Here is an 18652-nt window from a genome sequence, read left to right as displayed (position 1 = left end):
GGCTAGGGCCGGCGCAAGCCGGTGATTAACGTGAACAGGCCCTGAGGCGTCAGTCCGCTTTCGCGTCGAGCGCGGCGCGCGCGCAGGTCTCGTCGGTGACGAGCCCCGACAGCCAGCCGCCGCGCAGCGCGGCGATCACCGCGTCGCGTTTTTTCGGGCCGCCCGCGAACGCGATCGTCGGGCGTTTCGGCGGCGTGGCAAGCGACACGCTCGTCACGCGCGCACTGGTCGACACGTCGATCAGCTTGCCCTGCGCGTCGATCGGCACGCCGAGCAGTTCGGCCACCGCGCCGAGCGCGGTCATCTCGTCGCGTTCCTGTTCGGTAATGAAGCCGTCTTCGTACAGCGGGCAGTGCGGGCCGATGTTGCCGATCCCGACGAACGCGACGTCTGCCTTGCCCGACAGCGCGTCGACGATCCGGTACAGCCGGTGGTTGCACCACTGCGCGCGCTCGGTCGCGCTGTCCGCGAACAGCGGCGCGGGCAGCAGGAAGTGCTTGCTGCCGGTTTTCTCGGAGATGTACTGCGCGACGTCGTAGCGGTTCGACGAACCGTCGGCCGCGATCGCGCCGACCATCGACACGAGCCGGTGCTGCGGGCGGTCGATCTGCGCGATCTGCGCGACGGCGGCCTTCAGCGTCCGGCCGCTGCTGACCGCGATCACCATCGGCCGCGTCTCGCCCAGGTAGCGCTCCATCACCTGCGCGCCGGCAACCGCGAGCTTGCGGTCGATCGCGTCGGGCGCGTCGGCGTCGACGGGCACGACTTCGCACATCGCGAGGCCGTAGCGCTTCGACAGTTGCGCGCCGAGATCGAGACAGTCGGCGAGCTGGTGGTCGACGCGCACGCGGATCAGGTTCTTCTCGACCGCGAACGCGACGAGGCGCTGCGCGACCGGGCGCGACACCTGCAGCTTTTCGGCGATTTCGTTCTGCGTGTCGCCCGCGACGTAGTAGAGCCACGCGGCACGCGTGGCGAGATCGAGTTTTTCTGAGGACTTGGACACGATAGCGATTCGGTTCGGAGCTGGGGGGCCGCCCGCGGACCGGCCGGCGGGCCGCACGACGGCATCCACTGTACCGCATGTCTGGCGCGCGGCCGACGGCCGGCTGGCGCACCGCGGCGGCGCTTACGCGAGCCGCGCGCGCGACGGTTCGTACAGCGGGCGCACGTGGCGATACAGCGCGCGGAACGCGTCGAGGCGTTCGCGCAGCAGCGCATGGCGGGTGGCGTCCGGCGCGTATTCGGCGCGCACCGGCGGCTTGGTCAGCACCGTCTGCGGATCGCCGCCGACGGCCAGCCAGCCGAGCCGGGCCGCGCCGAGCGCCGCGCCCGTTTCGCCGCCGCCGATCTGGCGCGTGCGCACGTTCAGCGCATCGGCGATCAGTTGCGCCCAGAATGCGCTGCGCGCGCCGCCGCCGATCAGCGAAAGCTGGTCGGTTTCGACGCCGGCCGCATGCAGCGCGTCGAGACCGTCGGCGAGGCCGAGCGTCACGCCTTCGAGCACCGCATAGCCGAGATGCGCGCGTTCGGTCGCGTGCGTCATCCCGAAGAACACGCCTTGCGCATACGGATCGTTGTGCGGCGTGCGCTCGCCGGACAGGTAGGGCAGGAACAGCGGCGCCGTCGCGAGCGCGTCGGCGTCGAGCGCCTCGACTTCGGCGAGCAGCGCGGGCTCGTCGGTGCCTGTCAGCTTGCAGACCCAGCGCAGGCAGCTCGCGGCCGACAGCACGACGCTCATCAATTGCCAGCGATCGGGAATCGCATGGCAGAACGCATGCACGGCCGATGCGGGATTCGGCATGAAACGGTCGCCGACCACGCTCAGCACGCCCGACGTGCCGAGCGACACGAAGCCGTCGCCCGCGTGGATCGCGCCGATGCCGAGCGCGCTCGTCGCGTTGTCGCCGCCGCCGCCGGCCACCACGACGGCCTCCGACAGCCCGAGCTCGCGCGCGACATCGGCGCGCAGCGTGCCGGACGGCGCGTTGCCCTCGACGATGCGCGGCATCTGGTCGCGCGTCATCCCGCATGCGGCGAGCAGCGCGTCGGACCAGTCGCGGCGCGCGACGTCGAGCCACAGCGTGCCGGCCGCGTCCGACGGATCGGACACCTTCGCGCCGGTCAGCCGGAACCGCAGGTAGTCCTTCGGCATCAGCACGCACGCGGTCGCCGCGAACACGTCGGGTTCGTGCTTCGCGACCCACAGCAGTTTCGGCGCGGTGAAGCCCGGCATCGCGAGATTGCCGGCGAGGGCGTGGAGATCGGGCGCGCGTTCGGTGAGCAGCGCGCATTCGTCGGCGCTGCGCATGTCGTTCCACAGGATCGCGGGGCGCAGCACGCGGTCGTCGCGGCCGAGCAGCACGGCGCCGTGCATCTGGCCCGACAGGCCGATGCCGCGCACCGCCGCGAACGCTTGCGGATGCCGTTCGCGCAGCGCCGCGAGCGCGGCGAGCGTGCCTTGCCACCAGTCTTCCGGATGCTGTTCGGCCCAGCGCGGATGCGGCCGCGACACGGTAAACGGCGAGCCGGCGGTGCCGACGACCGCGCCGTCCGGGGCGAGCAGCAGCACCTTCACTTCCGAAGTGCCGAGGTCGATGCCGAGATACATGAACGATCCGTTCCGTCAGGGAGGAGCCGCTACTTTAGCCGTGCCGCATGGCATGTGCCAAGCGGGTTTGCCCGGCTGCGCGGCCGGGCGCCGGCCCGCGCGCGTCAGCGCTGCGCGAGCCATGCGTCGACGCGCGCGAGCGCGGCGCGCAGCGCCTCGAACAGCGCTGCGTTGCCGGCGAGCGAGCCCCACAGCGGGCGGCTCGCGCACAGCGCGACGACGGGGTCGTCGGCCCCGATGATCGCGCGCGCAGCGGCTTCGTCCATTACGCCGTCCTGGTACGCATACGGGAGCGTGCCGTGCGCCCAGCGTTCGAGAAAGCGCAGGAACAAGGCGGGCAGCACGGCGGTCGCGACCGGCGCGGCGCCGCGCGCGAACGATTCGACCAGCGTCGGCGCGATGAAGCCGGGGATCTTCGAGAAGCCGTCGGCCGCGACGCGCTGGTTCGTGTCGAGCACGTACGGATTGCCGAAGCGCTCGAGCACGACGTCGCGGTAGCGCGCGAGATCGAGCGGGCTCGGCGCGAGGCACGGGATCACGTCCTGCGTCACGTAATCATGCGCGAAGCGGCGGATCGCCGCGTCGTGCGTGCCTTCGTGAATGTAGGTGTAGCCCGCGAGCGTACCGGCCCACGCGATGCAGCTGTGCGTCGCGTTGAGGATGCGGATCTTCGCTTCCTCGTACGGGTGCACGTCGTCGACGAGTTCCGCGCCGGCCAGCTCCCAGCGCGGCCGGCCCGCCGCGAAGCGGTCCTCGATCACCCACTGGATGAACGATTCGCCCATCACCGGGCATGCGTCGTCGATACCGGTCGCCGCCAGCACGCGTTCGCGCACGTCGGCGGTCGGGCGCGGCGTGATGCGGTCGACCATTGCGCTCGGCGTGGCGGCGTTCGTGTCGAACCACGCGAGCAGGCCGGCTTCGCCGCGCCGTTCGAGGAATTCGCGCATCCCGGCGCGAAAGCGCGCGCCGTTGTTGCGCAGGTTGTCGCAGCTCTGCAGCGTGAGCGGGCCCGCGCCGCGTTGCATGCGTTCGGCGAGCAATGCAGCGAGCGCGCCGTACAGCGTCGTGCGCGCGCCCTGCAGGTCGGCCGCGAGATCGGCATTCGCGATGTCGAGCCGATTGTGTTCGTCGAGGTAGTAGCCGCCTTCGGTCACGGTGAACGACACGATCCGGCAGGCCGGGTCGGCGCCGGCGTCGATCAGCGCGGCGAGGTCGATCGACCAGGGCAGCACGCGCGTGATCGCGCGGATCGTCTCGTATGCGCGCTCGCCTTGCGGCGTGACGGTTTCGAGCGTGTATTCGCCGCGCTGCGCGGCGAGCGCGTCCATCGTCGCGCGCATGTCGTCGCGGATGTTGCCGACGGTCAGCGACCAGCGTTCGTCGGCCGGCACGGCCGCGTTCACGCGATGCAGATACCACGCCTGGTGCGCGCGGTGAAACGAGCCCGCGCCGATGTGCAGCAGCACGGGCGCGCGGGCGGAGGACGATTCGCTCATCCGGTGTCTCCTGTTCGTGCCAGTCTTTCCTGTCGATTAGATCATTTGCTCGTCATGTGAGCGAATGATCGTATTCGGGCGGACGAAAGTCAAGGCGGGGAGACGGCATTTCGATGGTGCGCTGCGGCGGCGTGCGGGCAGCGCGGGAAGGGCGGCGAAGGGGCGCGAACCGGCGGCCGGTCGGGAAAGGGCGTCAGCGCCCTTCGCGCGTGAGCGCGACGAGTTCGTCGAGCAGCTTGCCGGCCGGCCCCGGCAGGATGCCGTGGCGGCGCCGGAACGCGGTGAGCGTGCGCACCGCGACGACCTCCCGCACCGGCAGCGTGTCGATCGTGCCGGCGGCCTGCTCGGCGCCGTACATCGGCTCGGCCATCCAGCTCAGGAAACCGGCATGCGCGACGAGACTCTTCAACGTCGTGACCGAGCGCGTTTCGACCGCGATGTCGGGTAACGCGAGCCCGTGTGCGTCGAAGGTCGCGCGCATGTGGTCGAACGGCGCGGTGCCGCGCGGCGGGATCGCCCAGCGCGCGTGCAGCGTATCGGCAAGCGTCGGCACGTGGCCGAGCGCGCGCAGCGGATGGTGCGGCGCCGCAACGATATGGCTGCGATCCTCCCAGCGGCACTCGGGAATCGCGACGATCTCGTCGGTGTCGGGCCCGTGCGCGGACAGCGCGAGATCGATCTCGTGCTTGTTCAGCCCGTCGGCGAGGCGGTCCCACACGCCTTCGAGGATCTCGACGCGCAGGTTCGGCCAGCGGTCGAGCACGCGGCCGACCGCGACCGGCAGCACGAGGCTCGCGATGCTGCCCACGGTGCCGACCTTGATCGTGCCCTTCGCGAACCCGCGCATCGCGTCGAGCTCCTCGCGCGCATGCTCGGCCTCGTGCTGCAGCAGCGTCGCATGCGGCAGCAGCGCGTCGCCGAACGCGGTGAGCTGCACGCCCTTCGAATGGCGCTCGAACAGCGGCGCGCCGACCTGGTCCTCAAGCCGCTTCAGGATCCGGCTCAGCGCCGGTTGCGTCACATGCAGCGCGTCGGCCGCGCGGCCGAGGCTGCCGCACGCGACGATCGTCGTGAAGGCGCGCAATTGTCGGAGATCGAAAGTCATGCCGGAATGTAATGGCTTATCGCAAAAAATACAGTATCCGAGAATGGCTTGCACTTCGATACTGTGGAAACCGCCAAGCCATCGAGGAGATACCCGAGCATGTCCGGCCATCCGCCCCCATCCGCCGCATCGATCACCGTTCGCGATGCGGTCATCGACCTGCTTCGCCAGTTCGGCATCGACCGCGTGTTCGGCAATCCCGGCTCGACCGAGCTGCCGATGTTCCGCGACTTCCCGGCCGACTTCCGCTACGTGCTCGGCCTGCACGAGGCCGTCGTGGTCGGGATGGCCGACGGCCATGCGCAGGCCACCGGCAATGCGGCGGTCGTCAACCTGCATTCGGCGGCGGGCGTCGGCAACGCGATGGGCAATCTCTTTACCGCGTTCAAGAACCGCACGCCGCTGATCGTCACCGCAGGCCAGCAGGCGCGCGCGATCTTGCCGTTCGACCCGTTCCTCGGCGCGACCCAGGCCGCCGAGCTGCCGAAACCGTACGTGAAATGGAGCATCGAGCCCGCGCGTGCGCAGGACGTGCCGGCCGCGATCGCGCGTGCGTACCGCATCGCGATGCAGGAGCCGCGCGGGCCCGTGTTCGTGTCGATTCCGGTCGACGACTGGGATCAGCCGGCCGAGCTGCTGCCGCGGCGCGACGTCAGCAGCGTCGTGCGGCCCGATCCCGACGCGCTCGCGCGGCTCGGCGACGCGCTCGACGCCGCGCGGCGCCCCGCGTTCGTGGTCGGCGCGGCCGTCGATCGCGCGGGTGCGTGGGACGACGTCGTGCGGCTCGCCGAGCGGCACCGTGCGCGCGTGTACGTCGCGCCGATGTCGGGGCGCTGCAGCTTCCCCGAGGACCATCCGCTGTTCGCCGGCTTCCTGCCCGCGATCCGCGAGAAGATCGTCGCGCGGCTCGACGGGCACGACCTCGTGTTCGCGTTCGGCGCGCCCGCGTTCACCTATCACATCGAAGGCTTCGGCCCGCACGTGCCGCCCGGTGCGACGCTCGTGCAGCTCGTCGACGATCCTGGCGTTGCCGCGTGGACGCCGTCGGGCGATGCGGTCGTCGGCAACCTGCGGCTCGCGGCGCGCGACCTGCTGGCGCGGCCGGCGCCGCCCGAGCGGCCGATGCCTGCGCCGCGCCCGCCGCGCACACGCGTCGACGCGCCGGCCGGCGGCGAGCGCATGTCGGTCGCGTTCGCGCTGCAGACGCTCGCCGACGTGCGCGACGCGCAGGACATCGTCGTCGAGGAAGCGCCGAGCGCGCGGCCCGTGATGCAGGAGCACCTGCCGTTCACGCGCAGCGGCACGTTCTACACGATGGACAGCGGCGGGCTCGGCTACGGGATGCCGGCCGCCGTCGGCGTCGCGCTCGCGCAGCCGGGCCGGCGCGTGATCGGGCTGATCGGCGACGGGTCGAGCCTGTATTCGATCCAGGCACTGTGGAGCGCCGCGCAGTTGAAGTTGCCGATCACGTTCGTGATCCTGAACAACCGGCGCTACGCGGCACTGCAGGATTTCGCGCCGGTGTTCGGCTTCGGCCCCGGCGACCCCGTGCAGGGCACCGATCTGCCCGACCTGGATTTCGTCGCGCTCGGCGAAGGGATGGGCTGCCGCGGCGTGCGTGTCGCCGATGCGGCGCGCCTGCGCGACACGCTGACCGACGCGCTGCATGCCGCGACGCCGGTCGTCGTCGAAGTCGAGATTGCCTGACGCGCCACGCGCGTCTTTCCGGAGATTCCATGCAAACCGTATCGATGCTGATCGGCGGCGAACGCCGCCATTCGTCCAGCGGCGCGACCTTCGTGCGCCGCAACCCGCTCGACGGCGAAATCGCGTCCGTGGCGCCCGCGTGCACCGTCGACGATGCGCGTGCGGCGGCCGATGCGGCCGCGCGCGCGTTTCCCGAATGGGCCGCGCTCGGCCCCGGCGCACGTCGTGCGCTATTGCTGAAGGCGGCTGCCGCGCTCGAAGCGAAGCATGAGCAGTTCGTCGCCGCGATGGCGGCCGAGACGGGCGCATCCGCGCTGTGGGCCGGTTTCAACGTGCACCTTGCCGCGAGCGGGCTCGTCGAGGCCGCGTCGCTGACCACGCAGGTCGGCGGCGAACTGATTCCGTCCGACGTGCCCGGTTCGCTCGCGATGGGCGTGCGGCAGCCGGCCGGCGTCGTGCTCGGCATCGCGCCGTGGAACGCGCCGGTGATTCTCGCAACTCGCGCGCTCGCGCTGCCGCTCGCATGCGGCAACACGGTCGTGCTGAAGGGCTCGGAGCTGTGTCCCGTCACGCACGGGCTGATCGTCGAGGCGCTGCAGGAGGCCGGGTTGCCGCCGGGCGTCGTCAACTTCGTGACGAATGCGCCCGACGATGCGGGTGCCGTCGTCGATGCATTGATCGCGCATCCGGCCGTGCGCCGCGTGAATTTCACCGGCTCGACGCGCGTCGGCAGGATCGTCGCCGAAGCATGCGCGCGCCACCTGAAGCCGTCGGTGCTGGAGCTCGGCGGCAAGGCGCCGTTCGTCGTGCTCGACGATGCCGATCTCGACGCAGCGGTCGCGGCGGCCGCGTTCGGCGCGTTCGCGAATTCCGGGCAGATCTGCATGTCGACCGAGCGGATCATCGTCGACGCATCGATCGCCGATGCATTCGTCGCGAAGCTCGCCGACAAGGCCGCGTCGCTGCCGCTCGGCGATCCGCGCAAGGGCCCCGTCGTACTCGGCTCGCTGATCGACATGAAGGCCGTCGAGCGCTGCAACGCGCTGATCGACGATGCGCTCGCGCACGGCGCGACGCTGCTGTGCGGCGGCAAGGCCGACAGCACGCTGTTCCCGGCCACGCTGCTCGATCGCGTGACGCCGGCGATGCGCATCTATGCGGAGGAATCGTTCGGCCCGGTGAAGGGCATCGTGCGCGTCGACGGCGAGGCGGCTGCGATCCGCTGCGCGAACGACAACGCGTTCGGGTTGTCGTCGGCCGTGTTCAGCCGCGATGTCGCGCGTGCGCTGCGCGTCGCGGCACGCATCGAATCGGGCATTTGTCACGTGAACGGCCCGACCGTGCACGACGAGGCGCAGATGCCGTTCGGCGGCGTGAAGGACAGCGGCTTCGGCCACTTTGGCGGCAAGGCCGGCATCGCGGCGTTCACCGATCTGCGCTGGATCACCGTGCAGACCGCGCCGCGCCACTATCCGTTCTGACGAGGCCACCGACGATGAGGATCGCAATTCTGGGCGCGGGCGCGATGGGCTCGCTGTTCGGCGGGCTGCTGGCCGAAAGCGGCGAGGCCGTCACGCTGATCGACGTGAACGATGCGCATCTTGATGCGATCCGTCGCGACGGGCTGCGCATCGACGACGATCGCGGCGAACGCCGCATCCGCGTTTTGCAGGCGGTGCGGCCGGAAGCCGCGAATGCGGGCGCGGCTGCAGCGCCCGACGCATCGTTCGACCTGCTGATCGTTTTCACGAAATCGCTGCATACGCGCGCCGCGCTCGACGGCGTGCGCGCGCTGCTGACGCTGCGCACGCACGTGCTGACGCTGCAGAACGGGCTCGGCAACGTCGAGACGCTGAATGCGTTCGTGCCGCTCGACCGCATCCTGGTCGGCGTGACGACGTGGCCGGCCGATGCGGCAGGGCCCGCGCACGTTCGCTCGCACGGTGCGGGCACGATCCGCATGATGACGGCCGACGGCGCGGCACGCCCGTTCGCGACGGCCGTGGCAGACGCGCTGTCGCGCGCGGGGCTCGCATGCACGCTCGACGCCGACGTGTGGGCCGCGATCTGGGAGAAGGTCGCGTTCAACGCGGCGCTCAACACGCTGTGCGCGGCGACGGGCTGTACCGTCGACCAACTCGGCAACCATCACGACGGGCCGCGGCTCGCGCTTGCGATCGCGGCCGAGACGGCTGCCGTTGCCCGCGCGAAGGGGATCGCCGTCGACGGCGAACGCATTGCGCGCAACGTCGAACACGCCATCAGCGAGCATCGCGGCCATCGCCCGTCGATGCTGCAGGACGTGCTCGCGGGCCGCCGCACGGAAATCGACGCGATCAGCGGCAAGGTCGTCGCGGCCGCGCGCGAAGCGGGCGTCGCGGTGCCGCATACCGAGACGCTGCTCGCGCTCGTCCGGCTGATCGACGCACGGATGAACTGAGCATCAGACTGGCGGCGCTGCGTGCGCCGCGTAACGATACGAGCGCGTCGCACGCAGACGATGGCGCCGGATCGAGACGGGTTGGACAAGACACCGGAGCCGGCGCCGATGCGCTGACGCCGGCCGACCGCGCAGTACGAGATCCGGGCACGCGCCCACGCGCCAGCCCGGGCAACTGGAGACACCATGAAAGCCATCGAATGCCGTTGTCTTGCCGCGCGCCGTTCGCGCATGTTGCCGCCGACGCGCGGCGCACGGGAGGTCGCATGAGCACGCGCGACGGCGTGCCGCCGCCGTCGGTCGACATCGGCACGACGCTCGACGACGGGCCGTTCACGACGATGCAGCGCTGCGTGGTGCTGCTCGCCGCGCTCGCGATCGTGCTCGATGGTTTCGACGGCCAGTTGATCGGTTTCGCGATTCCCGTGCTGATCCGCGAATGGGGCATCACGCGCGGCGCGTTCGCGCCGGCCGTCGCGGCCGGGCTGATCGGGATGGGCATCGGCAGCGCGTGCGCGGGGATCGTCGCGGACCGCTTCGGCCGCCGCCAGGCCGTGATCGGCAGCGTGTTCCTGTTCGGCGTCGCGACCTGCGCGATCGGCTTCGCGCCCGACGTCGCGGCAATCGCGATGCTGCGCTTCTGCGCGGGGCTCGGGATCGGCGGCGCGCTGCCGACGGCCACGACGATGACGGCCGAATACACGCCCGCGCGGCGCCGCACGATGATGGTGACCGCGACGATCGTCTGCGTGCCGCTCGGCGGGATGCTGGCCGGGCTGTTCGCGCATGAGATGCTGCCGCGCTTCGGCTGGCGCGGGCTGTTCTTTGCTGGCGGCGCGCTGCCGCTCGTGCTCGGTTTCGTGCTCGTGCGCGCGCTGCCCGAATCGCCGCGTTATCTCGCGCGACGCCCCGCGCGCTGGCCGGAACTCGGCGCACTGCTCGCGCGGATGCAGCGGCCGGTCGCGCCGGGCACCGTGTTCACCGATACGAAGGACGCACGCGCACCCGGCGGCCGTGGCGGCTTCGGCACGCTGTTCGCGCGTGGCCAGGCGCGCGACACGATCGCGCTGTGGTGTGCGTTCTTCATGTGTCTGCTGGCTGTCTACGCGGCGTTCAGCTGGTTGCCGACGATGCTGTCCGCGAGCGGGCTGAGCGTGTCGGTCGCGGGTGCGGGGCTCACCGCGTACAACCTCGGCGGCGTGATCGGCGCGCTGCTGTGCGCATGGGCGATCGCGCATGCCGGGTCGCGCTGGCCGCTCGCGCTGTGCAGCATCGGCGGCGCGGCGAGCGCGGTGTGGCTGATGGGCGTCGATGCGAGCCGCCACACGAACTGGCTGATCGTCGGGCTCGGCCTGCACGGGCTGTTCGTCAACGCGGTGCAGTCGACGATGTATGCGCTTTGTGCGTACATCTACCCGACCGCAGTGCGCGCGACGGGTACCGCGAGCGCACTCGCGTTCGGCCGGCTCGGCGCGATCCTCAGCGCGTTCGCGGGCGCGATCGTGATCACGGTGGGCGGCGCGAGCGCGTACCTGACGATGCTGGCTGCGGCGATGGGCGTCGTGTGCATCGCGCTGCTCGCGGTGCGGCGGCACATTCCGCGGCTGTCGCGCGCGCAGTCGCTGCCACGTGAAGGGGAGGAGCTGGCCCGCACGTCGGGGTGACGGGCGGGCGCATCGCGTGCGTTACAGCGTGGTGCGCACGTGCCAGAGCTCGGGGAACAGCACGACGTCGAGCATCTTGCGCAGATACGGCGCGCCGCTGGTGCCGCCGGTGCCCTGCTTGAAGCCGATGATGCGTTCGACGGTCGTCACGTGACGGAAGCGCCACTGGCGGAACGCATCCTCGAGATCGACCAGTTCCTCGGCCATCTCGTACAGTTCCCAGTGCTGCTGCGGGTGACGGTACACCTCGAGCCACGCGGCTTCGACCGTTTCGTCGTGCCGCGTCGGCTGCGTCCAGTCGCGCTCGAGCCGCTCCGGTGCGATCGGGAACCCGCGCCGTGCGAGCAGGCGCACGACCTCGTCGTAGAGCGACGGCGCCTCGAGCGTCGCGCGCACCTGTTCGAGGATGTCGGGCCGGTGCGCATGCGGCTGCAGCATCTGCACGTTCTTGTTGCCGAGCAGGAATTCGAGCTGGCGATACTGGTAAGACTGGAAGCCCGACGACTGCCCGAGATACGGCCGCATCGCCGAATACTCGGACGGCGTCATCGTCGACAGCACGCTCCACGCCTGCACGAGCTGCTCGAGGATGCGCGACACGCGCGCGAGCATCTTGAATGCCGGCGGCAGCGCGTCGGCGCGCACCGCGTCGAGCGCGCCGCGCAGCTCGAACAGCGCGAGCTTCATCCACAGCTCGCTCGTCTGATGCTGGATGATGAACAGCATCTCGTTGTGATCGGGCGACAGCGGGTGCTGCGCGTCGAGGATCGAATTCAGCGACAGGTAGTCGCCGTAGCTCATCGACTTCGAGAAATCGAGCTGCGCGTTGTGCCAGCCGGCTTCACCGGCGGCATCGCCCGGCACGTGCGGCGCTTCGTGTGCCGCTTGCGCGGCGTGTGCGCCCGAGAACGGGCAGCCCGTCGGCGCGTCGTTGCCGGGTGGCTGCATATGACCAGAATTCACGACTTTCTCCAGGATTGAATGACGGGGGCGCGGCGCGTTATCCGCACGTCACTGCGGCGCGCGCCGGGCAAAGCCGGTCAGGTCACCGCGCCGCGTTCGGCGAACTCGAGCGCCTTCCACGCGTCGGTGGCCAGGATGTCGCGCAGCGTCTCGACGGCATCCCACACGTCGACGAAGCGCACATAAAGCGGCGTGAAGCCGAAGCGCAACACGTACGGCTCGCGGTAGTCGCCGATCACGCCGCGCGCGATCAGCGCCTGCATCACTTCATAGCCGTGCGGATGCTCGAAGCTCGCCTGCGAGCCGCGCTGGTGATGCGAGCGCGGCGTGACGAGCTTCAGCGACAGGCCCGCGCAGCGCGCTTCGACGAGCGCGATGAACGCGTCGGTCAGCGCGAGCGATTTGCGGCGGATCGCCTGCATGTCGGTCTGCAGGAAGATGTCGAGCCCGCATTCGACCATCGACATCGACACCATCGGCTGCGTGCCGCACAGGAAGCGCGCGATGCCCGGATCGGGCGCGAAGCCCGGCTGCATCGCGAACGGCGCGCGGTGGCCCCACCAGCCGGACAGCGGCTGCGAGAAATGCGCGTGATGGCGCTGCGGCACCCACACGAACGCGGGCGAACCGGGGCCGCCGTTCAGGTACTTGTACGTGCAGCCGACCGCGCCGTCCGCACGCGCGCCGTTCAGGTCGACCGGCACCGCGCCGGCCGAGTGCGCGAGATCCCACAGCATCAGCGCGCCTGCGTCGTGCACGAGTTGCGTGACGGCCGGCATGTCGTGCATGTAGCCGGTGCGGTAGTTCACGTGCGTGATCATCGCGACGGCCGTGTCCGCGCCGAGCGCGTCGGGCAGGTCGGCCGGATCGTCGATCAGGCGCAGTTCGTAGCCACCGCCGAGCTGCTCGATCAGCCCCTGCGCGATATACAGGTCGGTCGGGAAGTTCGAGCGTTCCGACACGATCACGCGGCGCTCGGGCGCGCGCTCGACCTGGTGGCGCAGCATCGCCGACAGCAGCTTGAACAGGTTGATCGAGATGGTGTCGGTCACGACCGTTTCGCAGGGCGCGCCGCCGATCAGCGTGGCGAGCTTGTCGCCGAGACGGCGCGGCAGCGCGAACCAGCCGGCCGTGTTCCAGCTCCGGATCAGTCCTTCGCCCCATTCGGCGCCGATCACCTGCTGCGCGCGGGCGGCCGATGCGCGCGGCTGCGCGCCGAGCGAGTTGCCGTCGAGGTAGATCACGCCGTCGGGCAGTGCGAACTGGTCGCGCAGCGGGGCGAGCGGGTCGTCGCGGTCGAGCGCGAGTGCGTCTTCACGGGTCTTGATCATGATGTGGGGTCGTAGGTCGGGGTAATCAGGAAGCACGCGTAGGCAGCGCGCGCAGCACCGCGCGCACGGGGCTCGCGTCGAGCGTCGCAAACTTCAGCGGCAGTGCGATCAGTTCGTAGTCGCCGGGCGGCACGTCGTCGAGCACGATGCCTTCGAGGATCGCCATCCGGTGCGCACGCACGCGGTGATGCGCATCCATCGTCTTCGATTCCTGCGGGTCGAGCGACGGCGTGTCGATGCCGATCAGCTTCACGCCATGCGCGGCGAGCAGGTCGATCGTTTCAGGCGCGACTGCGCAGAAATCGGGGTCCCATTGCGCGACCGGCGCTTGCGCACAGGTGCGCAGCAGCACGCGCGCCGGCACGCCGTCGAGCGCGGCCGCAACGTCGGCCGGCTGCACGACGGGCGATGCGCCGATGCAATGGATCACGCGGCACGGGCCGAGATAGGTGTCGAGCGGCACGGCGCCGATCGGCGCGCCGTCGGCGTCGTAGTGCAGCGGCGCGTCGCAGTGCGCGCCCGTATGCGGCGACAGCGTCAGGCGCGCGACGTTGACCGGCGAGCCGGCCTCCATCCGCCACACGCGTTCGACGGAAACCGGCGTATCGCCCGGCCACACGGGAGTGGCGGGGCTGACAGGCGGCGAGATGTCCCAGAGAGTGTCCATGGCATGACGAATCGGTGAATCGATGCTTCGAATGATAGGTGGACGCTCGCAGAAAGTGCTTGCGAAATAAACATGGACAATCCGCCGGATTGGCAGATAATTCGACTCAGAGGGAAAACGGGGACCATAAATGCACGCGATCACGCTCGATGCCACCGACTGCCGGATTCTGGCGGTACTGCAGGAAGAGGGCAGAATCAGCAATCTCGACCTGGCGGAACGGATTTCGCTTTCGCCATCCGCCTGCCTGCGCCGCATGCGCCTGCTCGAGGAGCAGGGCGTGATCGAGCACTATCGCGCGTGCCTGAGCCGCGAGAAGCTCGGCTTCGAGCTCGAGGCGTTCGTGCAGGTATCGATGCGCAACGAAGAGAATCAATGGCACGAGCGCTTCGCGGAAGCGCTGCGCGAATGGCCGGAGGTGGTCGGCGCGTTCGTCGTGACGGGCGAGAGCCACTATCTGCTGCGCGTGCTCGCGCACAACCTCAAGCACTATTCGGATTTCGTGCTGAACCGGCTCTACAAGGCGCCGGGCGTGATGGACATCCGTTCGAACATCGTGCTGCAGACGTTGAAGGACGAAGCCGGCGCGCCGGTCGGGCTGGCGCGCACGGGCGCGATCAAAGCGGTGTAAGGCCGTGGAAGCCGCCGCCGTGGAACACGAGCGGCGGCGTTTCGTCCGAAGCGGCGCGCACGCCGCAGCGTTCCACTTCGCCGACGAAGATCACGTGGTCGCCTTCGTCATAGCGGCTGCGGTTGTGGCATTCGAACCACGCGAGCGCGCCGTCGAGCACGGGCATCCCCGAGTTGCCGGCCATGTGCGCGATCCCTTCGAAGCGGTCGCCCTTGTAGGTCGAGAAGCGCTTGCACAGGTCGAGCTGCGACGCCGCAAGCACGTTCACCACGTAATGACTGTTGCCGCGAAACACCGGCGTCGACGCCGATTTGTGCGCGAGGCTCCACAGCACGAGCGGCGGATCGAGCGATACCGAGTTGAACGAACTGGCGGTGATGCCGATCAGTTGCCCGGACGGCGCGCGCGTCGTGATCACCGTCACGCCCGTCGCGAACTGGCCGAGCGCCTGGCGGAAGGCGGCCGCGTCGAAATCCGGCGGGTTGGCGCGGCTCATCGGGCGGCCTTCCGGAACGAAACGGGCGGGCGCGGCGCGACGCGGGTGTGACGGGCGCGGCGGACGAAAGGCGACAAGGCGGTCGGTTGGGAAGTGGTGCGCATGGCCCGATTTTAGCGGAATCGGGGCCGTCGGGCCCGGCCGGACGGTGCATTGCGGGGATAGCGTGACGTAGCGAACACTGCGGCGCGATGCCGGGATCACGATGGCACGCGGTCGGCGTGGCCGTTCTGTCGCGTTGTTGTGCGGTGCCGCAGATCCGCCAAGCTGTCGATCCGCCAACCCGCCAACCCGCCAACCCGCCGCCGACTCCCGCGCTATCGCACTAACGCGTCGCCGCCAGTCCGAGCGACAGCGCACCCGTCACGATCAGGCTGGACGCCCACACCGCATCGAGATTGAACCAGCTCCGCGACACGAACTTCAGCCCGAGATAGCGGTACACGAGCCACGCGAGCCCGCCGCCGGCGGCGATCATCGCGGCCGCATGCACGGCCGCGACGACGAGTGCCATCCCGAGATGCGCATCGACGAGCGTGGCCGCCGCGCGGTGGCCGGTATCCATGTCGAGCCCGCAAAGCCCGAGGTAGATCGGCACCAGCATCAGCCCCGCGCCGTGCGCGATCGCGACCGCGAACGACCACAGGCCGAGCCGCGCCGGCGGGATCCGCGCGAGCGAGCGCGGATGCCGGCGCCGGATCAGCAGCACGGCGCCGAAGCCGATCACGAGCGCGCTCGCGCCGATCCGGATCGCCGACTGCCACGCGAGCAGCGCGGCGAGCAGCCCGAACGGCAGCATCACCGCGAATACCGCGAGCGCATGGCCGAGCGCGAGATAGCCGAGCGCCGCGACGAGCGCGCCGCCGCGGCGCGTCATCAGCGCGTTCGACACCGCGAGCGGCCAGCCCATCGCGGGGTTGAGCCCGTGATACACGCCGCTCGCGAGCACGGCCGCCCACAGCGCGAACTGCGCGTGAAGTCCGGTGTTCAACGCTTGACCGACGGATAGCAGAACGAGTCGGTCGAGCAGTCGCCGCCTTCGAGCCGGATCTGGTGCGCGCGATAGCCGTCGGGGAACTCGACCCAGTAATCGTCGGCGAGCGTCAGCCCGCCGTCCGGCCCCGCGTGCGCGAGCACCTGCGCGGCCGGCACGCCGTCCGGATAGAACTGGTCGTCCCACGTCGAATAGAGCGAGTTGGTCCAGTACACGCGCCGGCCGTCGCGGCTGATCTCGACCATCTGCGGGCCGCCCGCGAATGCGCGGCCGTTGGTGTGCGGCGCGCGGCGCACGATGCCGCCGATCCGCACCGACCCCGCGAGCACCGGGTTATGCGGATCCGACACGTCGTACTGGCGCATCTCGCCGGTGCCCCAGCACGACACGTAGAGGAAGCGGTCGTCGAGCGACAGGTCGATGTCGGTCACGAGCGGCGGCACCGCGCCGAACGCTTTCAGCAGCGGCGGCAGTTCGTCGGCCGCGGCCGGTTCGGGCGGGATCGTCGCGGTCTTCTTCACATGGAACTTGCCGTCCTCGCGCCACCAGGTCCAGATCGAGCCTTCGAGATTCGTCGTATCGACCACGACGCCGACGAATCCGTATTCGCGCACCGGGTCGTGCGCGGGCCGCACTTCGAGCGCCATCTGGTGCTGCGCGCCGAGATCGATCGTCTGCACGTTGCGCCGTGCGCGCAGGTCCCAGAAATGCAGCCGGTGCCCGTATTTGTTCGCGAGCAGGTCCTCGGGCACGATGCCGTTCTCGAATTGCGGCGGCAGCGCCCATTCGCTCGACACCATGTAGTCGCGCGGCAGGTTCCACCAGAAATCGTAGTGCTTGTCCTGCGGGCCGCGATCGATTTCCCAGCGGCCGAGCACGTCGAAGCTTTCGCAATCCATGATGAAGATGCCGGGCGCGCCGTCGGTGCCGTCCTTGCCCGCGCCACCGAGCGTGCTCACGTAGATGCCCTCGGGGCCGCAGTGAACGGTGTGCGGCCGCGAATAACCGGTCTTCGCGAAGATCTCGTCGGGTTCGATGATCTTGTGGATGCGCGCCTGCGTCGGATGCGGCTTCGTGTCGATCACGTAGATGCGCGACGAGCGCAGGCCGGGGATGATCAGGAAGCGGCGTTCGAGGAACGCATGGCCGGTCAGCGGCGACAGCGCCGACGAACACGCATTCCAGCCGAAGTGGTGAAACTCGTCGCCGGTGTTCGGCATCGTCACCGTGTGCACGATCTTTCCGTAGGTCGACGAGCCGGGCTTCACGTCGATCACGGCAAGCGCGTCGGGTCTGGAAAAATCGGGGCTCAGCAACAACGTATAGGCAAATTCTTCCGCCGGCGCCTGCATCGCAAGCTCCGGCGAAGCGTGAAACGTCGGGTCAGGCCGCATGCTCATGGTATTGCCCTCTCGGTGGTATCGGATCACGGACGCACGGCCGTGCGATGCGGGCGTGCGGGTCGGGGTTGCCGCGCGGCGCGAATCACGCCGGCGGGAGCGATCGGCAGGCGGACGCACGCGTTGGCGACACGCGCGGCGCCGTGCATCAGATCGTGAAAGCGGGTGAAGACGATGTACCGGATCGCCGCGCCCGGAGTGACACGGGCGCGCGACATCGCGATGGTGAAGGGGAAGCGTCGGCTCGCGACGTGGCGGCGACCGGGCCCGCGACGCGGGCGATGTCTGTCAAGACGTGCATATCGATGTTCCGGCAGATGATGGGTACATCAGGGGCGGGCGTGCATCGGACGCTTTGCGTGGCCGGACGGTTTGCCGTCGCGTCACGCGTGCCTAAGTGTAGTCGAGAAACGAGCGGCCGGACGCGCGCGGCACCTGTGCGATCTGCCAGGTTCGCGCGCGAGTGAGATACTTGCCGAAGTGCCGCTGCGTCCCGTACCACGGACGCGCAGCGGCGAGACGGAACGGTGGCGCCGGCACCTGCGTGCCGGCCGCTGTCATCAACGAGGGTCTGATTTCATGGTGAACGAAATGCTTGAAACCGCGACGTTGGGAGGCGGGTGTTTCTGGTGCACGGAGGCCGTGTTTCTCGACGTCGACGGCGTGATGGCCGTCCAGTCGGGCTACGCGGGCGGGCACACGCGCAATCCCGGCTATCGCGACATATGCGAAGGCGACACGGGCCACGCGGAAGTCGTCAACGTGACGTTCGATCCCGCGCGCATCGGCTATCGCGAGATCCTCGAGATCTTCTTCGCGACGCACGATCCGACCCAGTTGAACCGGCAGGGCAACGACGCCGGCACGCAGTACCGGTCGGTCGTGTTCACGCATTCGGATGCGCAGCGCGACACTGCGCTGGACGTGATCCGCGAGCTGAAGCGCGAGCAGGTGTTCGGGCAGCCGATCGTCACGCAGGTCGTGCCGCTCGACGGCAACTACTGGCCGGCCGAGGACTATCACCAGAACTATTACGCGCGTAACCCGGGGCAGGGCTACTGCTCGGTCGTGATCGGGCCGAAGCTCGCGAAATTCCGGCAGAAATTCTCGCACCGGCTGAAGTCGCTGCGCGGCGCGTAAGCGC

16 protein-coding genes are annotated in these 18652 nt (G+C 69.7%); 6 read left to right on the top strand and 10 right to left on the bottom strand.

All coding sequences use genetic code 11. The annotated features are described in order from the left end of the window. Nucleotides 1-49: 49 nt before the first annotated feature. The 4 genes from R9B84_RS13540 to R9B84_RS13525 form a co-directional block, all read right to left on the bottom strand. On the bottom strand, nt 50-1006 hold the full coding sequence (locus R9B84_RS13540; protein ID WP_423758321.1) for a sugar-binding transcriptional regulator: 957 nt from the start codon (nt 1004-1006) through the stop codon (nt 50-52). A gap of 123 nt (nt 1007-1129) precedes the next feature. Then, a complete protein-coding gene (gene xylB / locus R9B84_RS13535; protein ID WP_423758320.1) occupies nt 1130-2611 on the bottom strand; it encodes a xylulokinase in 1482 nt (493 codons plus the stop codon). 104 nt (nt 2612-2715) lie between these two features. Beyond that, entirely contained in the window at nt 2716-4110 is a 1395-nt protein-coding gene (gene dalD, locus R9B84_RS13530; protein WP_423758319.1) for a D-arabinitol 4-dehydrogenase, read from the bottom strand. A 193-nt stretch (nt 4111-4303) separates the two neighbouring features. Beyond that, the gene (locus tag R9B84_RS13525) at nt 4304-5215 is read right to left on the bottom strand and encodes a LysR family transcriptional regulator (protein ID WP_423758318.1); all 912 of its coding nucleotides are present in this window, start codon (nt 5213-5215) and stop codon (nt 4304-4306) included. 99 nt (nt 5216-5314) lie between these two features. Here R9B84_RS13525 and mdlC point away from each other — a divergent pair, with 99 nt between their 5' ends. From mdlC to R9B84_RS13505, 4 genes are all read left to right on the top strand, one after another. After that, nucleotides 5315-6922, top strand: coding sequence for a benzoylformate decarboxylase (gene mdlC / locus R9B84_RS13520; protein WP_423758317.1), 1608 nt, complete (start codon nt 5315-5317; stop codon nt 6920-6922). A 29-nt stretch (nt 6923-6951) separates the two neighbouring features. Further along, the gene (locus R9B84_RS13515; protein ID WP_423758316.1) at nt 6952-8403 is read left to right on the top strand and encodes an aldehyde dehydrogenase; all 1452 of its coding nucleotides are present in this window, start codon (nt 6952-6954) and stop codon (nt 8401-8403) included. Nucleotides 8404-8417: 14 nt separating this feature from the next. Further along, nucleotides 8418-9362 carry a ketopantoate reductase family protein gene (locus R9B84_RS13510; protein ID WP_423758315.1) on the top strand — a complete coding sequence of 315 codons (945 nt, stop codon included), beginning with the start codon at nt 8418-8420 and terminating at the stop codon, nt 9360-9362. A gap of 266 nt (nt 9363-9628) precedes the next feature. Next, nucleotides 9629-11026, top strand: a complete 1398-nt coding sequence (locus tag R9B84_RS13505) for an MFS transporter (protein WP_423758314.1) — start codon at nt 9629-9631, stop codon at nt 11024-11026. Between the two features lie 21 nt (nt 11027-11047). Here the strand turns inward: R9B84_RS13505 and kynA are convergent, their stop codons facing one another. The 3 genes from kynA to kynB form a co-directional block, all read right to left on the bottom strand. Further along, the gene (gene kynA, locus R9B84_RS13500) at nt 11048-11974 is read right to left on the bottom strand and encodes a tryptophan 2,3-dioxygenase (protein WP_423760002.1); all 927 of its coding nucleotides are present in this window, start codon (nt 11972-11974) and stop codon (nt 11048-11050) included. Between the two features lie 92 nt (nt 11975-12066). Beyond that, nucleotides 12067-13320, bottom strand: a complete 1254-nt coding sequence (kynU, locus tag R9B84_RS13495; RefSeq protein ID WP_423758313.1) for a kynureninase — start codon at nt 13318-13320, stop codon at nt 12067-12069. A 25-nt stretch (nt 13321-13345) separates the two neighbouring features. Beyond that, complete coding sequence (gene kynB, locus R9B84_RS13490; protein WP_423758312.1) at nt 13346-13987, bottom strand: arylformamidase; 642 nt, start codon at nt 13985-13987, stop codon at nt 13346-13348. Between the two features lie 130 nt (nt 13988-14117). Between kynB and R9B84_RS13485 the strand changes: the two genes are divergently transcribed. Continuing rightward, a complete protein-coding gene (locus R9B84_RS13485) occupies nt 14118-14618 on the top strand; it encodes an Lrp/AsnC family transcriptional regulator (RefSeq protein WP_006477992.1) in 501 nt (166 codons plus the stop codon). Here the strand turns inward: R9B84_RS13485 and R9B84_RS13480 are convergent. The 3 genes from R9B84_RS13480 to R9B84_RS13470 form a co-directional block, all read right to left on the bottom strand. Then, nucleotides 14605-15114: a flavin reductase family protein gene (locus R9B84_RS13480; protein ID WP_423758311.1), complete on the bottom strand. Its 510-nt coding sequence runs from the start codon at nt 15112-15114 to the stop codon at nt 14605-14607. The two genes, R9B84_RS13485 and R9B84_RS13480, sit on opposite strands and share 14 nt — an antisense overlap. A gap of 325 nt (nt 15115-15439) precedes the next feature. After that, nucleotides 15440-16105 (bottom strand): hypothetical protein, encoded by a 666-nt coding sequence (locus R9B84_RS13475; RefSeq protein WP_423758310.1) that lies wholly within the window; start codon nt 16103-16105, stop codon nt 15440-15442. Continuing rightward, nucleotides 16102-17508 carry a selenium-binding protein SBP56-related protein gene (locus R9B84_RS13470; RefSeq protein ID WP_423758309.1) on the bottom strand — a complete coding sequence of 469 codons (1407 nt, stop codon included), beginning with the start codon at nt 17506-17508 and terminating at the stop codon, nt 16102-16104. The genes R9B84_RS13475 and R9B84_RS13470 overlap by 4 nt, the downstream gene beginning before the upstream one ends. 579 nt (nt 17509-18087) lie before the next feature. Here R9B84_RS13470 and msrA point away from each other — a divergent pair. Next, nucleotides 18088-18648: a peptide-methionine (S)-S-oxide reductase MsrA gene (msrA, locus tag R9B84_RS13465; protein ID WP_423758308.1), complete on the top strand. Its 561-nt coding sequence runs from the start codon at nt 18088-18090 to the stop codon at nt 18646-18648. The last annotated feature ends 4 nt before the right edge of the window (nt 18649-18652 follow it).

The organism is Burkholderia sp. NLJ2, from assembly GCF_049487195.1.
Taxonomy (GTDB): domain Bacteria; phylum Pseudomonadota; class Gammaproteobacteria; order Burkholderiales; family Burkholderiaceae; genus Burkholderia; species Burkholderia pyrrocinia.
This window is presented reverse-complemented; position numbering and strand designations above follow the sequence as displayed.

Coding starts and splice junctions, on each gene's coding strand:
- msrA (WP_423758308.1), top strand. CDS start 18,088: ATGGTGAACGAAATGCTTGAAACCGCGACGTTGGGAGGCGGGTGTTTC.
- R9B84_RS13510 (WP_423758315.1), top strand. CDS start 8,418: ATGAGGATCGCAATTCTGGGCGCGGGCGCGATGGGCTCGCTGTTCGGC.
- R9B84_RS13515 (WP_423758316.1), top strand. CDS start 6,952: ATGCAAACCGTATCGATGCTGATCGGCGGCGAACGCCGCCATTCGTCC.
- R9B84_RS13505 (WP_423758314.1), top strand. CDS start 9,629: ATGAGCACGCGCGACGGCGTGCCGCCGCCGTCGGTCGACATCGGCACG.
- R9B84_RS13485 (WP_006477992.1), top strand. CDS start 14,118: ATGCACGCGATCACGCTCGATGCCACCGACTGCCGGATTCTGGCGGTA.
- mdlC (WP_423758317.1), top strand. CDS start 5,315: ATGTCCGGCCATCCGCCCCCATCCGCCGCATCGATCACCGTTCGCGAT.
- xylB (WP_423758320.1), bottom strand. CDS start 2,611: ATGTATCTCGGCATCGACCTCGGCACTTCGGAAGTGAAGGTGCTGCTG.
- kynB (WP_423758312.1), bottom strand. CDS start 13,987: ATGGACACTCTCTGGGACATCTCGCCGCCTGTCAGCCCCGCCACTCCC.
- kynU (WP_423758313.1), bottom strand. CDS start 13,320: ATGATCAAGACCCGTGAAGACGCACTCGCGCTCGACCGCGACGACCCG.
- kynA (WP_423760002.1), bottom strand. CDS start 11,974: ATGCAGCCACCCGGCAACGACGCGCCGACGGGCTGCCCGTTCTCGGGC.
- R9B84_RS13525 (WP_423758318.1), bottom strand. CDS start 5,215: ATGACTTTCGATCTCCGACAATTGCGCGCCTTCACGACGATCGTCGCG.
- R9B84_RS13480 (WP_423758311.1), bottom strand. CDS start 15,114: ATGAGCCGCGCCAACCCGCCGGATTTCGACGCGGCCGCCTTCCGCCAG.
- R9B84_RS13470 (WP_423758309.1), bottom strand. CDS start 17,508: ATGAGCATGCGGCCTGACCCGACGTTTCACGCTTCGCCGGAGCTTGCG.
- dalD (WP_423758319.1), bottom strand. CDS start 4,110: ATGAGCGAATCGTCCTCCGCCCGCGCGCCCGTGCTGCTGCACATCGGC.